At 74.5% G+C, this 25,678-nt stretch carries 27 protein-coding genes and 2 pseudogenes; 8 read left to right on the plus strand and 21 right to left on the minus strand.

Annotated features, from left to right (window positions below; all coding sequences use genetic code 11):
- Positions 1–25 precede the first annotated feature (25 nt).
- From G7075_RS08445 to G7075_RS08455, 3 genes are all read right to left on the minus strand, one after another.
- A complete protein-coding gene (locus G7075_RS08445) occupies positions 26–823 on the minus strand; it encodes an isoprenyl transferase (protein ID WP_166120920.1) in 798 nt (265 codons plus the stop codon).
- Positions 820–1,545, minus strand: coding sequence for a DNA repair protein RecO (gene recO / locus G7075_RS08450; protein ID WP_166120923.1), 726 nt, complete (start codon positions 1,543–1,545; stop codon positions 820–822). The genes G7075_RS08445 and recO overlap by 4 nt, the downstream gene beginning before the upstream one ends.
- 223 nt (positions 1,546–1,768) lie before the next feature.
- Entirely contained in the window at positions 1,769–2,596 is an 828-nt protein-coding gene (locus G7075_RS08455; RefSeq protein ID WP_240917983.1) for an AlkA N-terminal domain-containing protein, read from the minus strand.
- Positions 2,597–2,664: 68 nt separating this feature from the next.
- On the opposite strand from G7075_RS08455, the gene G7075_RS08460 reads away from it, so the two are divergent.
- Positions 2,665–3,291 (plus strand): alpha-ketoglutarate-dependent dioxygenase AlkB, encoded by a 627-nt coding sequence (locus tag G7075_RS08460; RefSeq protein WP_205860657.1) that lies wholly within the window; start codon positions 2,665–2,667, stop codon positions 3,289–3,291.
- A gap of 9 nt (positions 3,292–3,300) precedes the next feature.
- Here the strand turns inward: G7075_RS08460 and G7075_RS08465 are convergent, their stop codons facing one another.
- The 7 genes from G7075_RS08465 to G7075_RS08495 all read right to left on the minus strand — a co-directional run bounded on the left by G7075_RS08465 (position 3,301) and on the right by G7075_RS08495 (position 9,190).
- Positions 3,301–3,645, minus strand: coding sequence for an iron chaperone (locus G7075_RS08465; protein ID WP_205860658.1), 345 nt, complete (start codon positions 3,643–3,645; stop codon positions 3,301–3,303).
- A gap of 33 nt (positions 3,646–3,678) precedes the next feature.
- Positions 3,679–3,993, minus strand: coding sequence for a VOC family protein (locus G7075_RS08470; protein ID WP_240917984.1), 315 nt, complete (start codon positions 3,991–3,993; stop codon positions 3,679–3,681).
- Between the two features lie 48 nt (positions 3,994–4,041).
- Complete coding sequence (locus G7075_RS08475; RefSeq protein WP_166120929.1) at positions 4,042–4,917, minus strand: PfkB family carbohydrate kinase; 876 nt, start codon at positions 4,915–4,917, stop codon at positions 4,042–4,044.
- A 5-nt stretch (positions 4,918–4,922) separates the two neighbouring features.
- Positions 4,923–6,641 carry a 2-isopropylmalate synthase gene (gene leuA / locus G7075_RS08480; protein WP_166120933.1) on the minus strand — a complete coding sequence of 573 codons (1,719 nt, stop codon included), beginning with the start codon at positions 6,639–6,641 and terminating at the stop codon, positions 4,923–4,925.
- Positions 6,642–6,848: 207 nt separating this feature from the next.
- The gene (locus G7075_RS08485; RefSeq protein ID WP_166120935.1) at positions 6,849–7,547 is read right to left on the minus strand and encodes a GNAT family N-acetyltransferase; all 699 of its coding nucleotides are present in this window, start codon (positions 7,545–7,547) and stop codon (positions 6,849–6,851) included.
- Complete coding sequence (locus G7075_RS08490; protein WP_166120938.1) at positions 7,544–8,563, minus strand: 1-aminocyclopropane-1-carboxylate deaminase; 1,020 nt, start codon at positions 8,561–8,563, stop codon at positions 7,544–7,546. Before G7075_RS08490 ends, G7075_RS08485 begins: the two co-directional genes overlap by 4 nt.
- Positions 8,564–8,596: 33 nt before the next feature.
- Positions 8,597–9,190 (minus strand): ankyrin repeat domain-containing protein, encoded by a 594-nt coding sequence (locus G7075_RS08495; RefSeq protein ID WP_166120941.1) that lies wholly within the window; start codon positions 9,188–9,190, stop codon positions 8,597–8,599.
- A gap of 198 nt (positions 9,191–9,388) precedes the next feature.
- Between G7075_RS08495 and G7075_RS08500 the strand changes: the two genes are divergently transcribed.
- Positions 9,389–10,321, plus strand: coding sequence for a GNAT family N-acetyltransferase (locus G7075_RS08500; RefSeq protein WP_166120944.1), 933 nt, complete (start codon positions 9,389–9,391; stop codon positions 10,319–10,321).
- Here G7075_RS08500 and G7075_RS08505 read toward each other — a convergent pair.
- From G7075_RS08505 to G7075_RS08530, 6 genes are all read right to left on the minus strand, one after another.
- Positions 10,311–10,565: an acyl-CoA-binding protein gene (locus G7075_RS08505; protein ID WP_166120948.1), complete on the minus strand. Its 255-nt coding sequence runs from the start codon at positions 10,563–10,565 to the stop codon at positions 10,311–10,313. The genes G7075_RS08500 and G7075_RS08505 overlap by 11 nt on opposite strands.
- A gap of 34 nt (positions 10,566–10,599) precedes the next feature.
- On the minus strand, positions 10,600–10,884 hold the full coding sequence (locus G7075_RS08510; protein ID WP_166120951.1) for a hypothetical protein: 285 nt from the start codon (positions 10,882–10,884) through the stop codon (positions 10,600–10,602).
- A complete protein-coding gene (locus G7075_RS08515) occupies positions 10,881–11,549 on the minus strand; it encodes a TetR/AcrR family transcriptional regulator (protein WP_166120954.1) in 669 nt (222 codons plus the stop codon). Before G7075_RS08515 ends, G7075_RS08510 begins: the two co-directional genes overlap by 4 nt.
- A 116-nt stretch (positions 11,550–11,665) precedes the next feature.
- Positions 11,666–12,700: an aspartate-semialdehyde dehydrogenase gene (locus G7075_RS08520; protein WP_166120957.1), complete on the minus strand. Its 1,035-nt coding sequence runs from the start codon at positions 12,698–12,700 to the stop codon at positions 11,666–11,668.
- A 61-nt stretch (positions 12,701–12,761) separates the two neighbouring features.
- Positions 12,762–16,634 (minus strand): DUF3376 domain-containing protein, encoded by a 3,873-nt coding sequence (locus G7075_RS08525; RefSeq protein ID WP_166120959.1) that lies wholly within the window; start codon positions 16,632–16,634, stop codon positions 12,762–12,764.
- A gap of 5 nt (positions 16,635–16,639) precedes the next feature.
- On the minus strand, positions 16,640–17,152 hold the full coding sequence (locus tag G7075_RS08530; protein WP_166120960.1) for a patatin-like phospholipase family protein: 513 nt from the start codon (positions 17,150–17,152) through the stop codon (positions 16,640–16,642).
- A gap of 293 nt (positions 17,153–17,445) precedes the next feature.
- Here G7075_RS08530 and G7075_RS08535 point away from each other — a divergent pair, with 293 nt between their 5' ends.
- From G7075_RS08535 to G7075_RS08555, 5 genes are all read left to right on the plus strand, one after another.
- Entirely contained in the window at positions 17,446–18,141 is a 696-nt protein-coding gene (locus G7075_RS08535) for a helix-turn-helix transcriptional regulator (protein ID WP_166120962.1), read from the plus strand.
- 67 nt (positions 18,142–18,208) lie between these two features.
- A complete protein-coding gene (locus G7075_RS08540) occupies positions 18,209–18,877 on the plus strand; it encodes a helix-turn-helix transcriptional regulator (protein ID WP_166120964.1) in 669 nt (222 codons plus the stop codon).
- Entirely contained in the window at positions 18,877–19,548 is a 672-nt protein-coding gene (locus tag G7075_RS08545; protein ID WP_166120965.1) for a helix-turn-helix transcriptional regulator, read from the plus strand. Before G7075_RS08540 ends, G7075_RS08545 begins: the two co-directional genes overlap by 1 nt.
- Positions 19,548–20,219, plus strand: coding sequence for a helix-turn-helix transcriptional regulator (locus tag G7075_RS08550; protein ID WP_166120967.1), 672 nt, complete (start codon positions 19,548–19,550; stop codon positions 20,217–20,219). The genes G7075_RS08545 and G7075_RS08550 overlap by 1 nt, the downstream gene beginning before the upstream one ends.
- 109 nt (positions 20,220–20,328) lie before the next feature.
- Positions 20,329–20,889 (plus strand): helix-turn-helix transcriptional regulator, encoded by a 561-nt coding sequence (locus tag G7075_RS08555; RefSeq protein WP_166120968.1) that lies wholly within the window; start codon positions 20,329–20,331, stop codon positions 20,887–20,889.
- A gap of 18 nt (positions 20,890–20,907) precedes the next feature.
- Here the strand turns inward: G7075_RS08555 and era are convergent, their stop codons facing one another.
- From era to G7075_RS08580, 5 genes and pseudogenes are all read right to left on the minus strand, one after another.
- A complete protein-coding gene (gene era, locus G7075_RS08560) occupies positions 20,908–21,849 on the minus strand; it encodes a GTPase Era (protein ID WP_166120970.1) in 942 nt (313 codons plus the stop codon).
- 103 nt (positions 21,850–21,952) lie between these two features.
- Positions 21,953–23,137: pseudogene (locus tag G7075_RS08565) on the minus strand (hemolysin family protein); the annotation flags it as partial.
- 13 nt (positions 23,138–23,150) lie between these two features.
- On the minus strand, positions 23,151–23,618 hold the full coding sequence (gene ybeY, locus G7075_RS08570; RefSeq protein WP_166120973.1) for an rRNA maturation RNase YbeY: 468 nt from the start codon (positions 23,616–23,618) through the stop codon (positions 23,151–23,153).
- Positions 23,615–24,705 (minus strand): annotated as a pseudogene (locus G7075_RS08575) (PhoH family protein). Before G7075_RS08575 ends, ybeY begins: the two are co-directional and overlap by 4 nt.
- 55 nt (positions 24,706–24,760) lie before the next feature.
- Entirely contained in the window at positions 24,761–25,108 is a 348-nt protein-coding gene (locus G7075_RS08580; RefSeq protein ID WP_166120976.1) for a histidine triad nucleotide-binding protein, read from the minus strand.
- Positions 25,109–25,195: 87 nt separating this feature from the next.
- Here G7075_RS08580 and G7075_RS08585 point away from each other — a divergent pair, with 87 nt between their 5' ends.
- A complete protein-coding gene (locus tag G7075_RS08585; protein WP_166120978.1) occupies positions 25,196–25,633 on the plus strand; it encodes a VOC family protein in 438 nt (145 codons plus the stop codon).
- Positions 25,634–25,678: the final 45 nt, after the last annotated feature.

Raw genomic sequence — 25,678 nt, forward strand, 5'->3', positions numbered from 1 at the left:
CGCCGACCGCCGACAGCGGCCGTCCTCAGGCGGGTGCCGACCCGGGTGCGTCGACGGCCCCGCCGTACCGGCGCTCGCGGTCGACGTAGGACTCGACGGCGGCCCAGAGGTCGCGGCGGTCGTAGTCGGGCCAGAGCCGGTCCTGGAAGACCATCTCGGCGTAGGCGCTCTGCCACAGCAGGAAGTTGCTCGTGCGCTGCTCGCCCGAGGACCGGACGAAGAGGTCGACGTCGGGCATGTCCGGCTCGGGCAGGTAGCGCGCGACCGTGCGCTCGTCGACGCGCGAGGCCTTGAGCCGCCCCCGCGCGACGTCCTCGGCGAGGCGCTGCACCGCGTCCCCGATCTCGGCGCGCCCGCCGTAGTTGACGCAGAAGTAGAGCGTCAGGCCGGTGTTGTGCCGCGTCAGCTCCTGCGCGGTCTCGAGCTCCGTGATGACCGAGCCCCAGAGCCGCGGGCGCCGCCCGACCCACCGCATCCGGACGCCCCAGGCGTGCAGCTGGTCGCGGCGGCGGCGGATGACGTCGCGGTTGAAGCCCATGAGGAAGCGCACCTCGTCGGGGCTGCGCTTCCAGTTCTCGGTGCTGAACGCGTAGGCCGACAGGTGCGTGACCCCGACCTCGATGGCGCCGGCGACGACGTCGAGCAGCGCCGCCTCGCCCGCCTCGTGCCCCTTGGTGCGGGGCAGGCCGCGCTGGTTGGCCCACCGGCCGTTGCCGTCCATGACGACCGCGACGTGCTTGGGCATCCGGCGGGGGTCGATGACGGGGGCGAGCGCGCCGCTGGGGTGCGGGAAGGGCGGCTCGTAGCGGGTCGACGCGCTCACCGCTCCACCATACGGAGGCTGCGGATGCCGCGTTCGAGGTGCCACTGGAGGAAGGCGGCGGTCAGTCCGCTGCCCTCCCGGCGGTTGCGGTCCGGGGAGCCGTCGGCGAGCATCCAGTCGCCGGCGAGGAGGGCGGCCAGCAGCCGCAGGGTGTCGGGGGCCGGGGCGGCCGAGCCCGGCGGCCGGCAGACCGGGCAGACCACCCCGCCGGCGGCGACGTGGAAGGCCCGGTGCGGGCCCGGTGCACCGCACTTGGCGCAGTCGTGGAAGCTCGGGGCGTACCCGCTGACGGCCATCGCCCGCAGGAGGTAGGCGTCGAGGACGAGCGCGGAGTCGTGCTCGCGCTGGGCCAGGCTGCGCAGCGCGCCGGCGAGCAGGAGGTAGTGCTGGAGGGCGGGCTCGCGCTCCTCGGTGAGCCGGTCGCAGGTCTCGAGGACGGCCGTGGCGGCGGTCCACGCCGGGTAGTCGCGGGCGATGGCCTCGCCCCAGGGGTCGAGGGTCTCGACCTGCGTCACGGTGTCGAGGTTCCTTCCCTCGTAGCACTGGACGTCGATGTGCATGCCCGGCTCGAGTCGCGCGCCGAAGCGGGACTTGGTGCGGCGCACGCCCTTCCCGACGATGCGCAGCTTGCCGAGGCGCCGCGAGAGCACGGTGACGATGCGGTCGGCCTCACCCAGCTTGTGGGTGCGCAGGACGATCGCCTCGTCGCGGTAGAGGGGCACCCGCCCATTGTCGTGCCTCGCGGTGACATCGCCGCGCTCCCCCGCCGCGGCTCATCCGGGCGGGCCCGGAGGAGCCCGTCATGGCCGTCACCGGTCCCGTGGCCCGGCGAAGGGTGGCAGATGGCTCTGACCCACCGCGGACGACGACCTTCTGCCACCCCTCGTGACCGCCCGCTCGGGAACATCGGATCTCGGCCCGCGTCGCCTGCTCCTGCCTCCGGGGTCAGCGAGGGTCGAGGGCGTGGTGGGTCCACAGGTGGACGACGGCGAGGCTGCGGTGCGGCGCCCACGCCTCGGCCAGCCCGGCGGCCTCGCGCGCGGTGACCCCGCCGAGCGCCTTGCGCAGGACGAGGTCGCCGGGCAGGAAGACGTCCGGGTCGCGCAGGCAGCGCATCGCGGCGAGGTCGGCCGTCCACGGGCCGACGCCCGGCAGGGCCAGCAGCGCGGCGCGCGTCGCGGCCCGCGCGTCGGGGTCGGGCTGCGGCGCGAGGTCGAGGCCGTCGAGCACCGCCCGGGCCAGGGCGACGAGCGTGACCGCTCGAGCGCCGGTGACGCCGACCGCGACGCGAAGGGCGTCCGGGGCGAGGCCGGCCAGCGCCTCCGCGGTGACGGGGTGGGCGGCGGCGAGCCGTCCGGCGAAGACGCGCCCGGCGGCGAGCGAGACGTGCTGCCCGAGCACGACGTTCACGACGGCCTCGAACGGGTCGGGCGCACCCGGGACGCGCACGAGCGGGCGGGAACGGACGAGGGGGCCGAGGACGGGGTCGTCGGCCAGCACCGCGACGCCCGGTGCCGGGTCGTGGTCCAGGCCCAGCCAGCGCCGCCCGACCTGCGTGCCGGACGCTCCACCCGTCGTGCGCAGCACCGGCGGACCGTCGGCCGGGAGGTGCACCTCGAGGCGCGTGCCGTCAGGGAGCGCCCTGCGGTGGGTGCTCGACCCGTCCGCGCCCGTGTCGACCTCGTCGACCCCGGGCACGGCGTGGGCGACCAGCCAGGCCCGCAGGGCAGGGACGTCGACCGGCTCGCGCACGACCTGCTCGACCACCGCCACCCCTCCATCCAACCCCACCGGCCCGACGTGCGTTGGACAGGTGTTCGATTGCCACGTATCGTGCTGCCATGGCCGTGCTCCAGGGCTCGCTCCTCGACCTCGCCGACGGCATCGAGGTCCGTCCGCTCGCCGACGCCGTGCGGCGCACCCCGCTGACCCTCGGCGCGTGGGTCGACGAGCGCCCGGCGTGGGTCGGGGGTGCCGACGAGCTCTACGAGGCGCTGCGGCGTGACGTCCCGTGGTTCGCCGAGCGGCGGCAGATGTACGACTCGGTGGTCGACGTCCCGCGCCTGCTGCACTTCTACGGCGAGCGCGACCGCCTCCCCCACCTCGCCCTCGACGAGTGCCGCGAGGCGCTGTCGGCGCACTACGCCGACGAGCTCGGCGAGCCGTTCGTCACCGCCGGGCTCTGCCTCTACCGCGACGGGCAGGACTCCGTCGCCTGGCACGGCGACCGCATCGGGCGCAGCCGCGAGCAGGACACGATGGTCGCCATCCTGTCCGTCGGCGCCCCGCGCGACCTCGTGCTCCGGCCGCGCGACGGCGGCTCCTCGGTGCGTGTCTCCGCCGGCCACGGCGACCTCGTCGTCATGGGCGGCTCCTGCCAGCGCACCTGGGACCACTGCGTGCCGAAGACCGCCAAGCCGGTCGGCCCGCGCATCAGCATCCAGTTCCGGGTCCGCGGCGTGCGCTGACGCCGCGCGTCAGCCCCTGACGGACCCGATGCGGAACTCGACGACCCGGCGCACGAGGTCGGTCGGCAGCGGCTCGCTGTGCGGGAACTGCACCGAGCCCTTGCCCTGCTTGTAGCGGGCGAAGTCCTCGGCGAAGGCCTCGTGCCCGTTGGGCGTCGCGTAGAAGCCGACGTGCTTGTCGAAGCCCGCGAAGTAGACGAGCGGCTTCTTGTCGAGCTTGTAGGCGGGCATGCCGTAGGCCATCGACTCGACGGCCTCGGGCGCGGCGGCGCGCACGACGTCGCGCATCGTCTCCAGCCGGGCGCGCACCTCGCCGTCGAACTGCGCGAGGTACTCGTCCACGGTGTCGGCCACGGCCGCTCCTTCCGTCGTCGCTCGACCGGCCGGTCAGTCGGTGAGCACGACCCGGTTGCCGTCCGGGTCGCCCAGCCGCAGGATACGGAGACTCGTGGCCTCCTCGACACCCTCGTGGTCGATGCCGGCGGCGGTCAGGGCGTCGGCCACGCCGTCGAGGTCGGCGACGGCCAGCGTGCACCCGGAGGCACCGGCCGCGTCCGGCTCGAGCCAGACCTGCACGCCGGTGGTGTCGGTGAGGTGCCACTCGAGCAGGCCGTCCATCGGGCGGGTGTCCGGCGCGCGCCCGAACAGCGTCGTGTACCAGGCCTCGGCGCGGGCGAGGTCTGCGACGCGGTGGTTGGTCATCAGTCGGATCGTGTCCATGTCAGGACGGACCGGCCGGCGGCCCGGAACTCATCGGTCCGGATGGGACCAGCCGAGCGCGCCGGTCGCTCCCACGGAGCGGCTGGCGACCCCGACCGCCTCGGCGAGGGCGCCCGGCAGGTCGTCCAGCCCGGTGCGCGCGACGGCGGCGAGCATCGCCCCGTGGAGCACGTCGCCCGCCCCGAGGGTGTCGACGACCGGCACGGCCGGGACCTCGACCGTGCCGGTGCGCCCGCGCGAGGAGCGCCACTCGACCGGTGTGCCGCCGCCGCTGCGGGCGACCCACAGCGGGCCGAGGGAGAGGACGTCCTCGAGCCGACCGGTCGCACCCGACGGCGGCGTGAAGGCGGCCGAGACGACCGCCACGTCGACGACCTCGAGCAGGGCCCCGAGCCCCGGCTTCCACGACCCGCCGTCGAGCAGCACCGGCACGCCGCGTCGTCGGGCGCCCCGGGCCACCCCGACCGCGAGCGGCAGGTGGTGGCCGTCGACGAGCACCGCCCCGACGCCGTCGAGCATCGCATCGACCGTCGAGGCCGACAGGGGCTCGTACTCCGACACCCCGACGGCGTTGCGCGACACCACCGCCCGCTCCCCCGTGGCCTGCGTCACGAGCACCGTCGACAGCGGCGGCTGGAAGGCCGGCGGGGCGAGGTCGGTGACCGCGACGCCGTGGGCCGCGAGGTCGCGCAGGACGACCGCCGACAGCGGCCCGCTGCCCATCGCGCCGACGAAGCGGGTCGGCACGCCGAGCAGGGCGCAGGTCATCGCGGCGTTGCAGGCCGGCCCGCCGGCGGAGACCGTCGTCGACCGCGCGACGACCTTGTCGTCGGGGCCCGGCACCGCGTCGACCACGTGGACGACGTCGACCGTCGCCAACCCGCAGGCGAGCGCGGCGCCGGACACCTCCGTCAGCCCGCGACGGGCGCGTCGCGCTCGGCGCGGTTGACCGCCGAGAGGATTGCGCGCAGCGAGGCCTTGACGATCGACTCGTGGAGCCCGACGCCCCACAGGACGCGGTCGCCGACGGCGCACTCGACGTAGGCCGCGGCCCGGGCGTCGCCACCGGCCGACAGGGCGTGCTCGTGGTAGTCGAGGACCCGCACGTCGACGTCGAGGGTGGCCAGCGCGGCCGTGAAGGCGTCGATGGGGCCGTTGCCGCGCCCGTGGACGGCGGTGTCGACCCCGTCGACCCGGATGACCGAGTCGATGACGTCCATGCCCTCGTCGGAGCCGGTGATCGTCGAGCGCACCGGGCTGAACCGGCCCCAGCGGGCGTCGGCGGTCTCGGCGTGCAGGTACTCGTCGGCGAACATCTGCCAGATCTGGCTGCCGGTCAGCTCGCCGCCCTCGGTGTCGGTGCGGGCCTGGACGACCCCGCTGAACTCCACCTGGAGGCGGCGCGGCAGGTCGAGCCCGTGCTCGGCCTTGAGGAGGTAGGACACCCCACCCTTGCCGGACTGGCTGTTGACCCGGACCACGGCCTCGTAGGAGCGCCCGATGTCGTGCGGGTCGATCGGCAGGTACGGGACGCCCCAGTCGATGCCGTCGACGTCGGTCCCGGCGTCCTTGGCCCGCCGGTCCATGTCCTCGAAGCCCTTCTTGATGGCGTCCTGGTGGGAGCCGGAGAAGGCCGTGTAGACGAGGTCGCCGCCCCACGGGTGCCGCTCGTGGACGGGCAGCTGGTTGCAGTACTCGACGGTGCGCCGGATCTCGGCCATGTCGGAGAAGTCGATCTCGGGGTCGATGCCCTGGCTGAAGAGGTTCATCCCGAGGGTGACGAGGCAGACGTTGCCGGTGCGCTCGCCGTTGCCGAAGAGGCAGCCCTCGATGCGGTCGGCGCCGGCGAGGTAGCCGAGCTCGGCGGCGGCCACGCCCTCGCCGCGGTCGTTGTGGGGGTGCAGGCTGACGACGACCGACTCGCGCCGGTCGAGGTGGCGCACCATCCACTCGATCGAGTCGGCGTAGACGTTCGGGGTCGCCATCTCGACGGTCGCCGGCAGGTTGATGATCATCTTGTGGTCCGGCGTCGGGTCGATGACGTCGATGACCTCGTTGCAGATGCGCACCGCGAACTCGAGCTCGGTGCCCGTGTAGGACTCGGGCGAGTACTCGTAGTAGACATCGGTCTCGGGGACGGTCTCCTCGAGCTTGCGGCACAGCCGGGCGGCCTGCAGCGCGATGTCGACGATGCCGTCCTGGCTCATCCCGAACACGACGCGGCGCTGGAGCACCGAGGTCGAGTTGTAGAAGTGGACGATGGCCTGCTTGCTGCCGCGGATGGCGTCGAAGGTGCGCTCGACGAGGTGGTCCCGGCTCTGGGTGAGCACCTGGATGGTCACGTCGTCGGGGATGTGGCCGCCCTGGATCAGCTCGCGGCAGAAGTCGAAGTCGGTCTGGCTCGCGCTCGGGAACCCGACCTCGATCTCCTTGTAGCCCATCTTCACGAGGAGCTTGAACATCCGCATCTTGCGCTCGGAGTCCATCGGGTCGATGAGCGCCTGGTTGCCGTCGCGCAGGTCGACCGCGCACCAGCGCGGGGCCTGGGTCATCGCGCGGTCGGGCCAGGTGCGGTCGGGGAGGTGGACCTCGATCTGGTCCTGGAACGGTACGTACTTCGCGGTGGGCATCCCGGAGGGCTGCTGGGGTGGATCACGGTTCTCTCAACGCCTTCGTGTCGTCTGCAGGAGTCGGCCGGGTGCAGCAGGAACTCCGCGACGAGGGGCGACCTGGTTCAGGCCCCGCCGCGGCAGCGAAGGAGGAGGCGCGAGCTACGCACGGGACCACTGTGCCACGCAGCGGCGCACCGGGCCACCCCCGTCCACGGTGCGGTCGCGTCAGGTGCGCGGGCTCCGCAGCACGGCGACGGCGACGTGGCGCCGGACCTCGAAGCCGACGCGACGGTAGAGCCGCTCCGCCCCCTCGTTGCCCTCGCGTACGTGGAGGACGGGTGTGTCGCCGCGCTCGGCGATGGCTCGCGCGGCCGCGAGGGTCACGACCGCGCCGAGGCCCGAGCCGCGCGCCGAGGGGTCGACGCACACCCCCGAGACCTCGCCGTACCCGGGTGGCCGCATCCTCTCCCCCGCCAGCGCCACGAGCCGTCCCTCCCGCCGCACGCCGAACCACCGCCCGGTGAGGTGGCTCTCGGGACCGAAGGGTCCGGGCTCGGTCTCGGCGACCAGCCGCTGCATGTCGGTGGAGTCCGCCGCGCCGAGCTCGAGCACCTCGTCGCGGGTGACCGGCGCCTCGGCGAGGTCGGTGGCGACGTACTGGACGGCGGGCTCGCGGACCAGCTCGGTCCAGCCGTCCGGGGTCGGCTCGACGTGACCTCGGAGCAGGACGGCGACGCCGCCCGGGCCGACGAGGGCGGCGAGGGCGCGCCATCCCCCGTCGTCCAGGTGCTCGACCCCGCAGAACGGCCCCACGCCCGGGCGGAAGCGCCGGGCCCGACCGTCCGCGGAGACCTCGGCGAGGTGGGCCTGGGGGCTCTCGAGGGCGTGGTGGGCGACGTCGTCGAGGACGTACTCGCCGGTCACGACCAGAGCGAGTGGTAGGCGTTGACCGCCTGCTGACCGCCGAGGTGGGCGTAGAGCACCGTGCTGTCGCGCGGGATGTCGCCGCACTTCACGAGGTCGACGAGGCCGGCGAGTGACTTCCCCTCGTACACGGGGTCGGTGATCATCGCCTCGAGCTGCGCCCCGAGCCGGATGGCCTCCATCGTCGAGTCCACGGGGATGCCGTAGAGGTCGCCGGCCCAGTCGGGCAGCAGCTCGAACTCGTCGTCGCGCAGGTCGCGCCCGAGCTCGATGACCTCGGCCGTGCTGCGGGCGATGCGCTCGAGCTGGGCGCGGGTCTTCTCGAGCGTGGCGCTGGCGTCGATGCCGATGACCCGGCGCCGCACGCCGGTGAGGTCTTCCAGCGCGGCGAACCCGGCGACCATCCCGGCGTGCGTGGAGCAGGTGACCGTGCAGACGACGATGGTGTCGAAGGTGACCCCGAGGGCCTTCTCCTGCTCGGCGACCTCGAAGGCCCAGTTCGCGAACCCGACTCCCCCGAGGGGGTGCTCGCTCGCGCCGGCCGGGATGGCGTAGGGCGTGCCGCCCGACTCCTCGACCTCGGCGAGCGCCTCCTTCCACGAGTCGCGGATGCCGATGTCGAAGCCGGCCGGGTCGAGGCGCGAGTCGGCGCCCATCATCCGGCTGAGCAGGATGTTGCCGACCTTGTCGTTCACCGGGTCGTCCCAGGGCACCCACTTCTCCTGCACGAGACGGCACTTCAGCCCGAGGTGGGCGGCGACGGCCGCGACCTGCCGGGTGTGGTTGGACTGGTAGCCGCCGATGGAGACGAGGGTGTCGGCGCCGCTGGCCAGCACGTCCGGGACGATGTACTCGAGCTTGCGGACCTTGTTGCCGCCGTGGGCCAGCCCGCTGCTCACGTCCTCGCGCTTGGCCCAGACCTGCGCGCCGCCGAGGTGCTCGCTGAGGCGCTTCAGGTGGTGGACCGGGCTCGGGCCGAAGGTCAGGGGGTACCTCGGGATCTCGTGCAGGCGCATGGCGCAGGTCTACCACCGGGAGCCCGGGCGGCGTCAGCCCCGTTCGCGGAGCGTGCGCGCGATCTCGGTGTGGCCGAGCCGCTCGGCGTGCTCGAGCGGCGTCACGCCGTCGCCGTCGGCGAGGTCGGGGTCGGCCCCGGCGGCGAGCAGTGTGCCGACGATCTCCCGGTGGCGCGGCCCGCCGTCGCCGAGGATGACCGCCTCGAGCAGCGCGGTCCAGCCGAGCCGGTTGACGTGGTCCACGTCGATGCCGGTCGTGACGACCCGCCGGACGTAGTCGACGTGGCCGCGCTCGCTCGCCGGGATGACCGACACCCCGCCGTAGCGGTTGACCTGCGAGAGGTCGGGGTCGGCCGGGAGCAGCACCTCGAGCATCGCCACGCTGCCGGTGACGCCGGTGACGAGCCACGGGGTGTCGTGCCGGTCGTCCAGTGCGTCCGGGTCGGCGCCGGCGGCCACGAGGACGCGGGCCGCCTCGACGTGGTCGGCCGCCGCGGCGAGGAGCAACGGGGTACGGCCGGCGTCGTCGCGGACCTCAATGCGGGCGCCGGCCGCCAGGGCCGTGCGCACCGCGTCGGGGTCGCCGGACGCGGCGGCGGCGAGGAGGTCGGTGTCGGCGCGGCTCACGGGGCCCAGTGTGCTCGACGGCCCCGAGGCGCTGGGCGCGGGCGGGTCCGGAGTCGGGGTCGCGGTGCAGGCACCGAGGACGCAGGCGCCGCCAGCACCGTCGCCCACGACCGCTTCCGCACTCGCCCATCCTCACCCGGGCGCGGGCGTCGCCGAAAGGGACGTGCGGACGCGAGCCCGTTCGACCATCCTGTCGGCGTGAGCCAGACCGCGGACGCCCCCCTGCCCGAGGGCTGCACCACCCGGCCCCTGACCCGCGACGACCTCGAGGCGGCCTTCCACGTGTACTCCTCGGCCCAGCTCGAGGACAGCGGCGTCATCGCCGTCGAGCGGGCCGACCTCGAGGCCGACTGGTCGCGCCCGAGCATGCGGATGGACCTCGACACGGCGGGGGTCTTCCGGGACGACCGGCTCGTCGGGGCGGCCGAGGTCGGGCGACGCGGGAGCCGGGCGGAGGCGGCGGTGCACCCGCACGCCCGGGATCGCGGCGTCGGGTCGTGGCTGGCGGCGTGGACCGAGGCGCGGTCGGCGGCGCTCGGGGTGACCTCGGTGGGGCAGACCGTGCCGCGCGGGTCGGCCGGTCAGCGGCTGCTCGAGGGGCGGGGGTACGGGCTCAGTCACACGTGGTGGGTCCTGGAGCTGCCCCCTGGCGCCGAGATCGCGGACCGGCCTCTGCCGGAGGGGTACTCGCTGCGGACCGCCGCGTCGGACGCAGACCGAATCGCCGTGCACGACGTCATCGAGACGGCCTTCGGCGAGTGGTCGGACCGCACCGGCGAGACGTACGACGAGTGGGCCGCAGGCGTCGTGCGACGACCCGGTTTCGAGCCGTGGAACCTCCGGGTCGTGACGTACGGCGACGCGGTGGTCGGTGCCTGCTTCACGCTCGTCGACGAGCGGGGGTGTGGCTTCGTGGACCAGGTCGCGGTCGCCGGGGAGCACCGGCGGCGGGGCCTGGCCCAGGTGCTGCTGGCCGACGGGTTCCGGAACGCCCGCGAGCACGGAGCGGTCACCAGCGAGCTCTCGACCGACAGCCGCACGGGGGCGCTCGACCTGTACCGCCGGGTGGGGATGCGGGTGGCGGCGACGTGGGTGCACCTCGTCCGCCGGCACTCCCCCGTCAGCCGCTGAGGCCCCGGACGGTCTCGACGTACTCGGCGCGGGCGCTCTCGGCGTCGGTGCCCTTCGCGGCGGCCCAGGCGTCGTACTTCGCGCGGCCGACGAAGTCCATCATCCCCGGCCGCTTGCCGGCGACGTCACCCTCCGTGGCCTGCTTGTAGAGCGCGTAGAGGCGCAGCTTCGTGTCGTTGCCGGGGTCCTTCGTCAGTCCGGACACCGCCTCGACGGCGGCGCGGAACTCGTCCTCGGTAGCCATCGCCCCACTCTAGGGCGACGGGCAGCGTCGGGGCCTACCTCGGCGAACGGCGGAGCCGGCGGCCCAGGACGACCAGCGACCCGCCGAGCAGCCCGAGCACGGCACCGAGCAGCGCCGAGGGCAGGCCGACCTCGATGACGGCGAACCACGCCGTGCGCCAGGAGGCGAGCAGGCCGAGCACGAGCCCCACCACACCCCCGACCACGCCGCCGAGCAGCAGGCCGAGGACCGACCACCGCAGCGGCGCGGGCCATGAGCCCAGCTCGGTGAGCACACTGCGCGCCACCGAGACCTTGGGGCCAGCCGGATGCGTCGTCATCTCTCGTCTCCTTCCGGTGGGGCACCGGCGAACCCGGCACCCGCCACGTCGAGCAGCGCCGCGACCTGCGCCGCCCGGTCGAAAAGGGCCAGCGCGGCCTCCCGGTCTCCGTCGAGGCCGGCCAGCAGCTCGAGCCCGAGCAGGCCCGCCACGACGGCGTGCGATACCTCGCGCGTCGGCACGAGCAGGGCGACCGGTGACCCGGCGACCGCCGTGCGCACCGCCGCCTCGGCGAGCTCGCGCCACGGCGCCAGCCGCGCGGCGACCTGCTCGCCGAGGCCCGGAGTCGACTGGGCCCCGGTGACCATCTCGACGAGGACGGCGACGTACCCGGCGTCGAGGTCCTCGCTGAAGATCCGCCGGGCCGAGGCGATGAGGTCGCCGAGCCCCTGCGCCTGCTCAAGGGCCTCGGAGTAGGCCTCGAGGCGCCGGGCGCTCACGTCGTCGAGGGCGGCGAGCAGCAGGTCGGTCACCGACCCGTAGTGGTAGAAGACCAGGGCCTGGGTGCAGCCGGCCCGCGCGGCGATGGCCCGGGCGCTGGCCCCCGCGAACCCCACCTCGCCGAGGGCCTGCACGGCACCCTGCACGAGGGCCGCGCGGGTCTCGGCTGCCCGGGCCGACTCCTCGCCACCCCCCGGTGTGCGTCGCCGGCCGGACGTCGCCATGCCGGACCTCCTTGAGCGAACGATTTGAGCAACTGCTCAAATCGTAGCGCTCGCGAAGGCAGGAGGGAAGGCATCACGGGGTGCGACGGCCCGGAGCCGGGTGCCCGGACGGGGCGTCAGCGGCGCTTGGCCAGCTCCTCGGCGACCTGCACGGCGTTGAGCGCGGCCCCCTTGCGGAGGTTGTCGCCGACGACGAAGAGCGCCAGCCCGCGGCCCTCGGGGGCGGCCTGGTCGGCGCGGACCCGGCCGACGAACACCTCGTCGCGGCCGGTGGCCTGCAGCGGGTTCGGCACGTCGGTGACGACGACCCCGGGGGCCCGGCCGAGCACCTCGAGCGCCTGCTGCGGGGAGATCGCGTCCGAGAACTCGGCGTGGATCGCGAGGCTGTGGCCGGTGAAGACCGGGACGCGCACGCAGGTGCCCGAAACCCGCAGGTCGGGGATGTGGAGGATCTTGCGCGACTCGTTGCGCAGCTTCTGCTCCTCGTCGGTCTCCAGGGAGCCGTCGTCGACGAGCGAGCCCGCGAGCGGCACGACATTGAAGCCGACGGGCACCGCGTAGACCTGCGGTGCGGGCAGCGCGAGCGCCGAGCCGTCGAGCGCGAGGTCCTTGGGGTCCCCGGACGCGTAGCCGCCGCGCAGCTGGGAGTCGAGCTCGGTGAGCCCGACGCCGCCGGACCCGGAGACCGCCTGGTAGCTGGAGACGTGCAGCCGGACGAGACCGGCGAGCGCGTGCAGCGGCGCCAGCACCGGCATCGCGGCCATCGTCGTGCAGTTCGGGTTCGCGACGATGCCCTTGGGGATGTCGTCGAGGTCGTCGGGGTTGACCTCGGAGACCACGAGCGGCACCTCGGGGTCCTTGCGCCAGGCGCTCGAGTTGTCGACGACGACCGCGCCGGCCTCGGCGACCCGCGGCGCCCACTCCCGGGAGGTGGCACCGCCGGCGGAGAACAGCGCGAGGTCGAGCCCGGCGAAGTCCGCCGTGGCGGTGTCCTCGACGGTGACGTCGCGGCCGTCCCACGGCAGCGTCGTGCCCGCGGAGCGCGCGGACGCGAAGTAGCGGATCTCCTCGACCGGGAAGTTCCGCTCGTGGAGGAGGGTGCGCATGACCTTGCCGACCTGACCGGTGGCGCCGAAGACTCCGACTCGCATGCTCCGAGTGTAGGGAGGCCGCCCTGCTCCGGCGCCGCGGCCCAGCATCCGGGAGAGTCGTTCAGCGCTTGCGCCGTCGCGCCCGCCAGGTGAGGGGTCGCCACGCCACCCGGCGCAGCCTCCGCCGCCAGGTGAGCACCCGCAGGTCGCGGTCCTCGTCGAGCCGACGCAGCAGCTCGACGCCACGGGGCCGCAGCGACGGCGCCCGTCCGTCCGGCCCCGGGGCGTCCCCGACGAGCCAGCGGTAGCCGACGCCCCGCTCGACGAGGTCGACGGCGTAGGAGCGCTGGGCGGTCCACCGCACGAGCACCGCCTCCGGGTGACCGGGAAGCGCCACCGGGTCGTGGACGACGAAGCGCCGGGCCTCGGGGTCGCGCCGGTGCTCGGCCCGCTCGAGGGTCCGCAGGGCCAGCAGCGGCGAGACCATGGGCATCCCGACGGCGAGCGCCAGGCCGAGGCCGAGCGCGCTGACGCAGAGGGCGACCAGCCACGGCGGGCTCGTCGGCTCGAGCCAGCGCCACGCGACGCCGAGGCCGAGCACGAGGTAGCCGAGGCCGTAGAGCACCGACCACGACGCCGTGACCTGCACCGGGCTGACCAGCGCACCGAACCGCCAGGTGCACTCGCCGTCGTCGAGGACGACCCGGGCCAGCGGGCGCAGCAGGTCGCCGAAGCGGAAGGTCATCGCCATCCCGGCGAGCACGGCGAGCCCCGCGGCGACGGCCAGCCACCCGCGGTGCGCGAGGACGAACCGGGCGATGCCCTCGGCGCCGGTCGAGGCGACCCACGCCGCGAGGGCCACCGGCAGGGCGACGACGAGGGCCGGGCCGAGCACCGACGGCAGCCAGCGCGCCACCCCCACGAGGCGTCGGCGGGCCCCGCTGCCCAACCGCCCGAGCGCGGTGCGCGGGGGCCGGTCCGGGGCGGGCACGCGGTAGTCGTCGGCGAGCCGGCCGAGCAGCAGCCACGGGCTCCCGAAGGACTGCGGCAGGCTGCCCAGGAGGTACAGGCCGAGCACGACCCCGAGGACCGCGGCCAGCGTGACACCCCCGCGCGTCGCGGACACGGAGGAGGCCGCCGCCTGCACCGCGGCCTGCGCCGCCCCGGCACCGTCGGGCAGCGGTACGGGGTCCGCGGGCGTCAGGGCGAAGGTCACGAGCGGGACGAGCGGGCTGAGGAGCACGACGCCGTGCAGCACCGTCCCCGTGCGCAGCGCCCCGTACCCGAACGCCGCGAGCAGGGCGCCGATGCCCAGCAGCGCCGCCGGCGCCGACCACGCCTGGGGCAGCACCCCGAAGAGCGAGGCGACGAGCAGCACCCCGCCGAACGAGAGGCCGAGGAGGGCCAGCGAGCGGGGGACGGCCGCCCGGGAGGTCAGGCCCACGACGAGCCAGTGGACGGCGAGCATCGCCCCGCGCAGCACGCGCGTCAGCGGCCGGACCCGCTCCAGCCCCGACGACGGTGCGTCGAGGACGGAGGCGGTGACCGCGCCGGCCGTCGCCGCGCTGCGGATGAGCAGGTCGCTGGCCATCTCGGTCGTCAGCGGCTCGCGGCCGACGCCCGCCCGGTCGAAGGCCTCGAGGGCCCGGACCCGGTCGCGCGGCGCCACGTCCCGCGGGTCCCGGACCCCGCCGAGGCCGGCGACGAGGTGCTGCTCGGTCGCGAGGAACACCGCCCCGCGCGAGCGCGGGCTGGCGCCGTCGACCTCGTCCTCGCGCACGGCGGCGACGAGGGCGGCCAGCTCGGGACCCACGAGCTCCAGGTGCAGCGCCCACGCGAAGAGCGCGGCGAGGGCGGGCATCGTCGCGGGCAGCGACTCGGCGGCGACCTCGGTGCGGAAGGCCTCGTGCAGCTCACGGAAGGCGCGACGGCGCAGGCCCCGGACGCGCGGGTCGTCCTCGAGACCGGTGCCGGCGAAGAGCGTGCCGAGCAGGTCGTCGAGGGTGTGCCGCGCCAGGACGTCCGGCGAGCCGGTGGCGAGGTACCCCGACAGGTGCGCGGCCCGGCGCAGGCGGGCCGGGCTCAGGACCGTGCGGGCGAGGACGGTCGCGGCGTCGACCCGCCCCCACGTCCAGTCGTTGACCCGCCAGGACCGCTTGAGGAAGCCGCCGAACCGGTTGAGCGACCAGCCGCCGAGCTTGTCGTCGGCCGTCCGGCTGAACTCGGTGGACGGGTTCTGGGTCTGCGCCGAGAGCTGGACCAGCTCGACCGGGATCGACAGCCCCGTCGGCGACCCGTCGCCGAGCACGGTGCTCAGCACCTCGAGGTGCAGCAGCCGGACGAGCAGGTCGTCGGTGCTGCGCGGCACCGAGCCCCCGGGCGCGAGGAAGTCGTGCCACCGGTGCAGCTCCTCGAGCCCGCCGAGCACTCCCCCGCCGCCCGAGCCGTCGAGGGGGTGCTCGCGACAGTACGTCACGAGCACCGGCAGGGCGTGGGTGCGCAGGGCGTCGACGACCCCTCGCACGACGGCCGCGACCTCGCGGCCGCAGGCACCGGGCCCGGCGCCGTCGTCGGTGCAGGCCGACAGCCGCCGGGTCGACGGCCCGCCCGGCAGCGCCCCCACCCCGAGGGCCCGCTCGACGGCCGCCCGCAGCGCCTCGGCCCGGCGGTCGGCCGCGACGGCGTCACCGGTGGCCTCGAGGACGCGCTCGCGGTCGGTCGCGACGACCCGCTCGGCCGCGGTGTCGGCGGCGTCGCGGGAGGTGCCGGTCATCCGGAGGGCGTAGGCGGCCAGGCGCATCCGCCAGTACTGGTCGTCCGGGCGCAGGGTCCGCAGCAGCGGGTCCTCCCACCGGTCGTCGATGGCGCGGCGCACGGCGGCGAGGGCGTCGACGGCGGTCGTGGCCGCCAGCCGGGCCTCCCCGATGGCCGCGCAGGCGGTGGCCTCGGTGCCCGGCACCACCCAGGACAGGGTCCGCAGCACGTCGTTGGCCGCCTCGACCACCCCGAGCGCTCCCCCGTCGCCCCAGGCCCAGCCGTCGCTCGTGCCCTCGTCGGGCCGGGCGGAGGCGCGGGTCGGCAGGTACGGCAGCCAGCCGGTCTCGCCCGCCGGCCCCGTGAGCCCCTCGACGTGTGCGCGCTCGGCCGCGCGGCGCACCCGCTCGAGGTCCCAGGCCTCCTCCTCGTCGCACCACGCGCGGCTGGGCAGCCCCTCGACGACCTTGGCCGCGACCGAGCGCGCGGCCCGGGTGCGCCGGGCGCTGCGGTAGTGCTCGAAGAGCCGGGCGGCGAGGTCCTCCGCGAGCACGGGCAGCGTGCGGCGCTTCGTGCCGCGGTCGGTGACCAGCTGGCCGAGGATCTCGACGCGGGTGCCGCGGCGGGAGATCGCCGCCTCGTTGAAGGCCGTGACCTCGTCGACGAAGGTGCGGCTGCCCTGCGCCGACAGGGCGCCCGCCACGCCGGCGAGGGTGCGGGTCAGCGCCGGCGCGCTCGTCGCGGCGTCGGGCGGGGCCGCCTGCGGCGACGGCGCGTGCGGGTACACGAGCAGGAGGACGCGCCGCACGGCGCCGTGGGCCGGCATCGCCATGATGCCCCGCATCGCCGCCTTCGTCGGGGTGTTGGCGAGCACACCGCCGTCAACGACGAAGCGGGACCGGTCCTCCCCCTCGGCCCCGGCCCAGCTCGCGACGTCGGCCATGTCCGGCCACAGGGCGGCCCGGGGATCGTCGTCGTGGGCGGGCGGCGCGCCGACGGGGACGAAGGTCGGCTCGAAGGCCACCGGGAAGCTCGACGAGGCGCGCGCGGCCAGCGCCATCTGGGCCGCGGTGCGCACGATCCGACCGGACGAGAACGGGTCGTCCTCCGGCGCGGTCGTGCCGGCGGACCGGGCCGGCAGCCGCGTCCACCCGAAGCTGCCCCCGTGCACCGACTGCGGCAGCCGCTGGCCGAGCGCGTCGATGGTCACCGTCTCCGTGCCGCGCAGCACCGTCGTCATGATCGTCAGGTCGAGGGGGCCTCCTCCGGCGACGCGAGCCGCCGGGGGTCGGTGGTGCGGGCCAGCCGGGCCAGGGCGGTGTGCAGCTCGGGGAGGAAGTGCTCGTCGCCCTTGAAGAGCGAGGCCGGCGAGCCCTTGACCGGCGAGCGCAGGAGCGTCTCGAACCGGCCCTGCTCCGCCCACACCTCGCGCAGGATGGAGAGGTCGGCGTCCTCGTTGACCTGGGCCAGGGCGAGCGCCGCGCCGTTGATGCCGCCGGCCGAGGTCCCGGTGATGACGTCGACCCGGGCGCGACAGCCGGCGAGCGCGAGCATCGTCGCGTAGGTGCCGTTGCCCGGCCGGTCGGCGTGGGCGAGCCGGTCGACCTCGAGCACCGAGCCGCCCATCCACACCGCGAGCGAGACCCCGCCGTTGAGGACGACGGCGAGGCGCAGCTCCTCGGGCGGCACGAGGGCGAGGTCCGCGCCGCGCAGGCCGGACGGCGCGGCGGGACCGGCGGGAACGGGTTGGGGATCCATGCGCACTCCACGGGAGCCCGGTGCACACCGTGCGCACCGTCGTCCCTCGGTGCTGATGAGGCTCGAGGGGCACCCGCTGATACGGCCCGCCCGGCCGGGGTGGCGTGGCCGGGGCACCCCCACCCCTGGAATGGTGCACCCGGCCACGCCTGCTCTCTCCGCCCCGGAGGTCCTCACGTGGCGCGACGACCCACCGTCAACGGCGGCCGTCGCCCCATTACTGTGGAGCCTGCACCCCGGCGGGTGCCACCCGAGTTGCGAGAACTCGCAGGTGACGACGGCGAAGGACCGGTGTGGGCCAGGTGGGGAACGGGGGCGGCGAGGACGCGGCGGCGTTCTTCCGGTGGGTCCACGGCCTGGCGACGGCGGGTGACCGACGGATGGCCCCGCTCGGCAGTCTGGCCCCCGCGTTCGACGAGGGCGTGGCCCAGCTGGCCGGGGCCGTCCGGCGCAGCGTCTGGCACATGACCTTCCGCCCCACCTGGTCGGAGGTGCGGATGGCCCGCCCGATCGCCGAGGTGTCCCGCCGCCGTGGCATCGACGCCCGCTACGTCGCCGACCGGCTCGCCTCCGCGCGGCTGCCGCTGCTGTCCAGCCACCACCACCCGTACTTCCGCAACCACCCGGTCGTGGCCCCGCTCCTCGTCGTCGACACCCGCACGGTCTTCGTCGGGGCGCCGCCGGGGCACGAGCTCGCCGGCGAGGTCTGGACGAGCACCGCCCCCCAGGTCGTCGACGGCGCCATCCGGGTGTTCGACGCCGTCTGGCGCGCGGCCACGGTGCCCCACCCCGAGGACGCGCCGCCGTTCACCCGCCGGATGGTCGACGTCGCCTTCCTGCTCACCGACGGCTCCAGCGACCGCGAGATCGCGCGCTCGATGGGGGTCTCCGAGCGCACCGTGTCGGCCGAGGTCGCCGAGATCACCCGACGTCTCGGGGCCCGCAACCGGGCCCACGCCATCGCCCTCATCGGCGACGCGGGCCCCTGACCGCCCGGGGCGGCGGCCGCGCGCCCTCTAGGGTTGAGGACCCGCTCCCCCGCCCGAAGGAGGTCCCGTGCCCGAGCTCGACACGTTCGTCGCCCTCGTGGCGCGGCTCACCCGGGCGGGCGACCCCCGGCTGGTGCACGTCGGGGACACCGCATCGGGCCGCGCCCACCTCGAGGTCGTGGCGGCCCGCACCACCACCTCCGTGTGGAACATGCAGCGCGAGTACGGGGTCTCGATGGAGCGGGCGGCGCGGACGCTCAACGCCGGGACCCGGGCCGCAGGGCTCGAGGAACGCGACGTGGTGTCGTTGCGCGGAGCGCAGCACCACCCCCTGACGACGACGTTCTGCCCGACCCTGCGGATCCACTCCGTGCCCCTCCTCCTGCTCGTGGCCGACCGACGAGAAGTGGTCGTGAGCGGCCCCGAGGCCATGCCCGACGGCTCGCTGCCGGCCTGGGCCAGTGACGACCCCGGCGTGGTGGCGCACGCCGTCCGCGCCTTCGAGGAGATCTGGTCCGCAGCCCGTCCGTGGTCGGAGGTGGGGCTGCGTCCGCCGCTGCCGCCTCGACGCCGCGAGGTGGCGCTGGGCCTGCTCAGCGGGCGGAGCGACCGGGAGATCGCGCAGGAGCTCGGGACCAGCGAGCGGACCGTCTCCGCCGAGGTGCGCGCGGTCGTCGACTGGCTCGGCGCCCGCAACCGCACCCACGCCGTCGCGATGCTCGTCGGAGCCGGCTGATGCCCGGTCCCGCCGTCGAGCGCTTCCTCGCCACCGTCCACCCGCTCCTCAGGGACGCCGACCCCGCCCTGTCCCGCCTCGGGGAGCGCCACGAGCTGGTCGCCGTCTTCGGCGACCTCGAGGCCCGGACCCGGCGCAGCCTCTGGAACATGCAGGTGAGCGTCGGCGCGGCCTTCGCGCACCGGACCCGGCCCCTCAACGCCTCGTCGCGCGCCCGCGGCATCGAGGAGCGGATGATCCACGACCGCACGCAGGCCGCTCGCCTGCCGCTCGTGACCACCTACGACCCCCACCTGCGCGTCGGGTCGGTCAGCACCCAGCTCATGGTGCTCGACGAGCGGTACGCCGTCCTCCCCGGGGCCCCGGGCACCGACGACACCTGGAGCGCCTTCGGCACGGCGGACCCCGACCTCGTCGCCCTCGCCCGGGCGGCCTTCCTCGAGACGTGGGAGGCGGCCGTCCCCTGGTCGGAGGCCGGCCTCCGCCCGCCCCTGCCCCAACGCCGCTTCGACGTCGCGATGCTCCTCGTGGACGGCCGATCCGACCGCGAGATCGCCGGCGAGCTGGGCATCAGCGCCCGGACGGTCTCGCTCGAGGTGCGGGCGGTCATCGACTGGCTCGGGGCGCGCAGCCGCAGCCACGCCGTCGCGATGCTCGTCGGAGCCGCCTGATGCCCGGTTCCGCCGCCGCCGCCCTCCTCGAGGCGACCGAACTGGCCTTCATCGCCGACGACGGGACAGTGACCGTGTACCCACCACGGCCCGAACTGGTGGCGATGCTGACCCTGTTCGAAGCCGAGACGGGCCGCGTCGTCAGGAGCATGCAGAGGCAGCTGACCATGTCCGCGAGCAGGGCGGCCCTGGCTCTCGACGATCGGAGTCGGCAACGCGGAGTGCGAGAAGAGGTCGTCATCGATCGACGCGCCGTCCTGTCCAGCCCTCTCGCGACGACGGTCGACCCCGGCCTTCGCGTCGGGTCAGTACCGACACCGGTCATGCTCTCGGACGAGCGGTTGGCTCTGCTCGCCGTGCCCCCGGGCAGAGCGCCGGAGGGGGGTTGTTGCTGGACGGTCGATCCCCAGCTCGTGCGACTCGCCCTGGCTGCCTTCCTCGAGACCTGGGACGCGGCCCTCCCCTGGCAGGAAGCCGGGCTGCGTCCGCCGCTGCCCGAGCGGAGGTTCCGCGTCGCCGTGCTGCTCATGGACGGGCACACCGACCGGGAGATCGCCGACGAGCTCGGGATCAGCACGCGCACCGTCTCCGACGAGGTGCGGGCGGTCGTCGACTCGCTCGGGGCGCGCAGCCGCAGCCACGCCGTCGCCATGCTCGTCGGGGCGGCCTGATGCCCGGTCCCGCCGCTGCCGCCCTGCTCGCCACCCTCGAGCGCCTGGTCTCTCGCGGCGATCCCGCCCTCACGCCACTGGGGACCCCCGCTTCCTGGGCGAGACCCTGATGTGGTTCGAGGACCGCACGAGGCAGAGCATCTGGAACATGCAGCGCTCGTTCCAGGTGTCCCTGAACCGGCAGGTCTTCGAGCTCGACGAGCGGGCCCGGGACAAGGGAGTCGAGGAGCGGTCGGTGCTTCCCCGCCACGCGGCGCTGGGATCACCCCTCGCGACGACCATCGAGCCATCGCTGCGGCTGGGGCCCGTCCCGATCCCGATGCTCGTGTCCGACGTCAGCTACGCGATCCTCCAGGGCCCGCTCGGTCCGCACGGCCTGAACACGCCCTACGGCACCGAGGACCCCGACCTCGTCGGCCTCGCCGCCGCAGCCTTCCTCGAGACCTGGGAGGCAGCCATCCCCTGGCAGGAGGCCGGGCTGCGCCCCCCGCTGGAGGCCCGACGGTTCCGCATCGCCGTGATGCTCATGGACGGACACACCGACCGTGGGATCGCCGCGGAGCTCGGGACCAGCCTCCGCACGGTCTCGTCGGAGGTGCGGGCGATCGTCGACTGGCTGGGCGCCCGCAACCGTGGTCACGCCGTCGCGATGCTCGTCGGCGCCGCCTGACCCCGGTCGAGCCGCGGCTCAGAAGCCCAGGCGCTGCAGCTGCTTGGGGTCGCGCTGCCAGTCCTTGGCGACCTTGACGTGCAGGTCGAGGTGGACTCGCGTGCCGAGCAGGGCCTCGATGCCGCGCCGGGCGTTCGTGCCGACCTCGCGCAGCCGCGAGCCGCCCCGCCCGATGACGATGGCCTTCTGGCTGTCGCGCTCGACGAAGACGTGGACGCGCACGTCGAGCATCGGGTCGTCGGCGGGCCGGCCCTCGCGCGGGACCATCTCGTCGACGACGACGGCCAGGCTGTGCGGCAGCTCGTCGCGGACCCCCTCGAGCGCGGCCTCGCGCACGAGCTCGGCGACCATGACGGCCTCCGGCTCGTCGGTGAGCTGGCCGTCCGGGTAGAGCGGCCCGGGCGAGGGCGGCAGGTACCCCGAGAGGACCGAGGCCACGTCGTCGACCTGGTCGCCGCGGGTGGCCGAGCACGGGACGATCGCGTCCCAGTCGCCGAGCTGGTCGATGGCGATGAGGTGCTCGGCGAGGCGCCCGCGGTCGACCGAGTCCGACTTGGTCGCCACCGCGACCACCGGGGTGCGCTTCCCGCGCGGCAGCTCGGCGAGCTCGTTGGCGATGAACTGGTCGCCGGGACCGACCCGTTGGTCGGCGGGCAGGCAGAAGCCGATGACGTCGACCTCGAGCAACGTCTCGCGGACGAGGTCGTTGAGCCGCTGCCCGAGGAGGGTGCGCGGCCGGTGCAGGCCCGGGGTGTCGACGAGCACGAGCTGGCTGCGCTCGGTGGTGACGATGCCGCGGATGGTGTGCCGCGTCGTCTGCGGCTTGCTCGACGTGATCGCGACCTTCTGCCCGACGAGGGCGTTCGTCAGCGTCGACTTGCCGGCGTTGGGGCGGCCGACGAAGCACGCGAAACCCGCGACATAGCCCTCTGCCGCACCGGTGTCCGTGGTCTCGCTCATGACACGCTCTCCTCGAGCTCGTGGTCGTCGGAGGGCTCGGGGCCACCCGCTCGACGAGGACCGTGGCGACGCGGTGGCGCCGCCCGGACATCCGTTCCGCCGTGAGGCGCAATCCCCCGACCTCGCAGCTCGACCCGAGGATCGGCACGAGCCCGGTCGCCTTGCCGATGAGGCCGCCGACGGTGTCGACCTCGTCGTCGTCGAGGTCGACGTCGAAGAGCTCGGCGAGGTCGTCGACGTGCATCGTCGCGGCCACCCGCAGCCGCCCGTCGCCGAGGTCCTCGACCTCGACGGCCTCGCGGTCGTACTCGTCGGTGATCTCGCCGACGATCTCCTCGAGGATGTCCTCGATGGTGACGATCCCGGCGGTGCCGCCGTACTCGTCGACGACGACGGCCAGGTGCGCCTGCTCGCGCTGCATCTCGCGCATCAGGGCGTCGACCGGCTTGCTGTCGGGCACGAAGCGGACCGGGCGCATCATCGAGGTGACCGGGAGCGTCGCGGCCGCCGGGTCGGCGTTCATCCGCTCGACGACGTCCTTGAGGTAGAGGACACCGACGACGTCGTCGACGCTCTCGCCGATGACCGGGATGCGCGAGTAGCCCGAGCGGATGAAGAGCTTCATCGCCTGCCGGCAGACGCGGTCGTCGTCGATGGCGACCATGTCGGTGCGCGGCACCATCACCTCACGCGTGAAGGTGTCGCCGAGCTCGAAGACGGAGTGGATCATCTCGCGCTCGTCGGCCTCGATGAGCCGGTTGTCACGGGCGACGTCGACGAGGTCGCGCAGCTCGGACTCGCTCTCGAACGGCCCGTCGCGGAACCCCTTGCCCGGCGTGACGGCGTTGGTGAGCGCGATGAGCAGGCGCGAGAACGGCCCGAGGACCCGGCGCAGCCAGATGGCCACGGGCGCCGCGAGCAGCGCCACCCGCGTGCTGTGCTGACGACCCAGCGTGCCCGGCGAGACCCCGACGATGGCGAAGCTGATGAGCGCCATGACGCCGATGGCGACGAGGAACGGCTGCCACGTGCCCTCGACGAGGGCGACGGCGGCCAGGGTGACCATCACGGCGGCCGTGGACTCGGCGATGACCCGCAGGAACGAGAGCACCGAGAGGTAGGCGGCGGTGTCGCCGACGACGCGCACGAGGGCGCGGGCGCCGGGGCGGCCCTCCTCCTCGAGCTCCTCGGCGCGCACGCGCGACATCCGCTGGAAGGCGGACTCGGCCATCGAGATGAGGAAGGCGACGACGGTGGCGAGCACCGCCGCGACGACGAGCCGGGTCATGGTGTCCTCCGGCTCAGGCGCCCGGGCGACCGCGGGTCGCGAGGAAGGTGAGCAGCAGCTGGCGCTGCAGCTCGAACATCTCCTTCTCCTCGTCGGCCTCGGCGTGGTCGAAGCCCAGGAGGTGGAGGATGCCGTGCGTCGTGAGCAGCAGCAGCTCCTCCTCGGTGGCGTGCCCGGCGTCGCGGGCCTGCTTCGCGGCGACCGTGGGGCACAGCACGATGTCGCCGAGGACGCCCTCCTCGGGCGGCACGCCGTCGCGCCCGGGGCGTAGCTCGTCCATCGGGAAGCTCATGACGTCGGTGGGGCCGGGCAGGTCCATCCACTGCACGTGGAGGGTCTCCATGGCCGCCTCGTCGACGAGCCGCAGGCAGAGGTCGGCCTGCGGGTGGACCTTCATCTGCGCGAGGACGTAGCGGGCGCAGGCCACGAGCTCGAGCTCGTCGACCCGGACCTCGGTCTCGTTGAGGACGTCGATGCTCACGAGCCGGGCCGGTCCTGGTGCTCGGTGCGCCGGGGCGCGGTGCGGGCGGGGGCGCGACGAGGGCCCTTCTGCTGCAACGCGTCCCACTTTCCGTAGGCGTCGACGATGTGGCCGACGAGACGGTGCCGGACGACGTCGACGGCGGTGAGCTCGGAGAAGTGGACGTCGTCGATGTCGCCGAGGATCTCGCGCACGATGCGCAGACCGCTCTGCGTGCCGCCCGGGAGGTCGACCTGCGTGACGTCGCCGGTGACGACCATCTTCGAGCCGAAGCCGAGGCGGGTGAGGAACATCTTCATCTGCTCGCCGGAGGTGTTCTGCGCCTCGTCGAGGATGATGAACGCGTCATTGAGCGTCCTACCCCTCATGTAGGCCAGGGGGGCGACCTCGATGGTGCCGGCGGCCATGAGCTTGGGGATCGACTCGGGGTCGACCATGTCGTGCAGGGCGTCGTAGAGCGGCCGTAGGTAGGGGTCGATCTTGTCGTTGAGCGTGCCGGGCAGGAACCCCAGCCGCTCCCCGCCTCGACGGCCGGGCGGGTGAGGATGATGCGGTTGACCTGCTTGGCCTGCAGCGCCGCGACCGCCTTGGCCATCGCGAGGTAGGTCTTGCCGGTGCCGGCCGGGCCGATGCCGAAGACGATGGTGTTCTCGTCGATGGCGTCAACGTACCGCTTCTGGTTGAGCGTCTTGGGCCGGATGGTGCGCCCGCGGCTGGAGACGATGTTCATCGTCAGCACGTCGGCGGGGCGCTCGACGGTCTGGGCGCGCAGCATCTGGATGGAGCGCTCGACGGCGTCGCGGTTCAGCGGCTGGCCGCCGTCGATGACGTCGAGCAGCTCGTCGAGGAGGCGCTCGACGAGGGCGACCTCGGCGCTGGGGCCCCCGATGTGGAACTCGTTGCCCCGGACGTGGATCTCCACCTGCGGGAACTGGCGCTCCATGGTGCGCAGCAGCTCGTCACGGGGGCCGAGGAGGGTGACCATCTGCACGTCCGCGGGGATGGCCACGGTGTGCTGCGGCACGTGCGGGTGCGAGGCGGCGGGGCCGGTGGGCGTGGCGGGCTCGTCGGTATGGGCGTCAGACATCGTGCGCCCAGTCTACGGTCCGCGGCCGACACCGGTCATCCGAGATCCGGGCCGGTCAGCCGGGCGGCCAGGTCAGCTCGCGGCCCCCGATGACGTGCACGTGGGCGTGGAAGACGGTCTGCTGCGCGGCGGCCCCGGTGTTCGCGGCGAGGCGGTACCCGGGCAGCCCGTCGCCCTCGGCCACCGCCGCGGCGAGGGTGACGACGTCCGCGAGCTCGTCGGGGGCCGCTGCCGCGAGGGACGCGACGTCGGGCACGTGCCGGCGCGGGATGACCAGCGCGTGCGTGGGCGCCTGCGGGCTGATGTCGCGGAAGGCCAGCGAGTGCTCGGTCTCGGCGACGACGTCGGCCGGCACCTCACCGGCGACGATCCGGCAGAAGAGGCAGTCCTGGGTCTCGCTCATCCCCCGACCCTAGGCCCGGTGCGCGGTCGGCGGGGCCCTGTCGGAGGGCGGTGCTGGACTGTGGGCTCCGACGACGAGGAGACGACGATGACGGTGCGCTGGACGCTGACGATCGACTGCGTGGACGCCCCGGGGGTCGCTCGCTTCTGGAAGGAGGCGCTCGGCTACGTCGACGCCCCGCCGCCCACGGGGTTCGCGACGTGGGAGGAGTGGTTCGAGGCCTTCGAGGTGCCCGAGTCCGAGCGTGACGACGGCGCCTCGCTCGTCGACCCCGACGGCGTGCTGCCGCAGGTCACCTTCCTCGCCGTCCCCGAGCCCAAGGTGGCCAAGAACCGGGTGCACCTCGACCTCCAGGTGGGCGGCGGGCGGCACCGGCCCGCCGACGAGCGCCGGGCGGCCATCGCGGCCACCGTTGAGCGGCTCGTGGCGGCCGGGGGCACGGTCCTCGCCGAGCACGAGATCGCAGGCTCGCTCGACCACGTCGTCGTCGCCGACCCCGAGGGCAACGAGCTCTGCGTCGTCTGACCCGGCTCGCGAGCCGCCTCGGGTCGTCCCGAGCCCTCCCGGCTC

The sequence above is a fragment of the Phycicoccus sp. HDW14 genome (genome assembly GCF_011383005.1).
Classification (GTDB): Bacteria; Actinomycetota; Actinomycetes; order Actinomycetales; family Dermatophilaceae; genus Phycicoccus.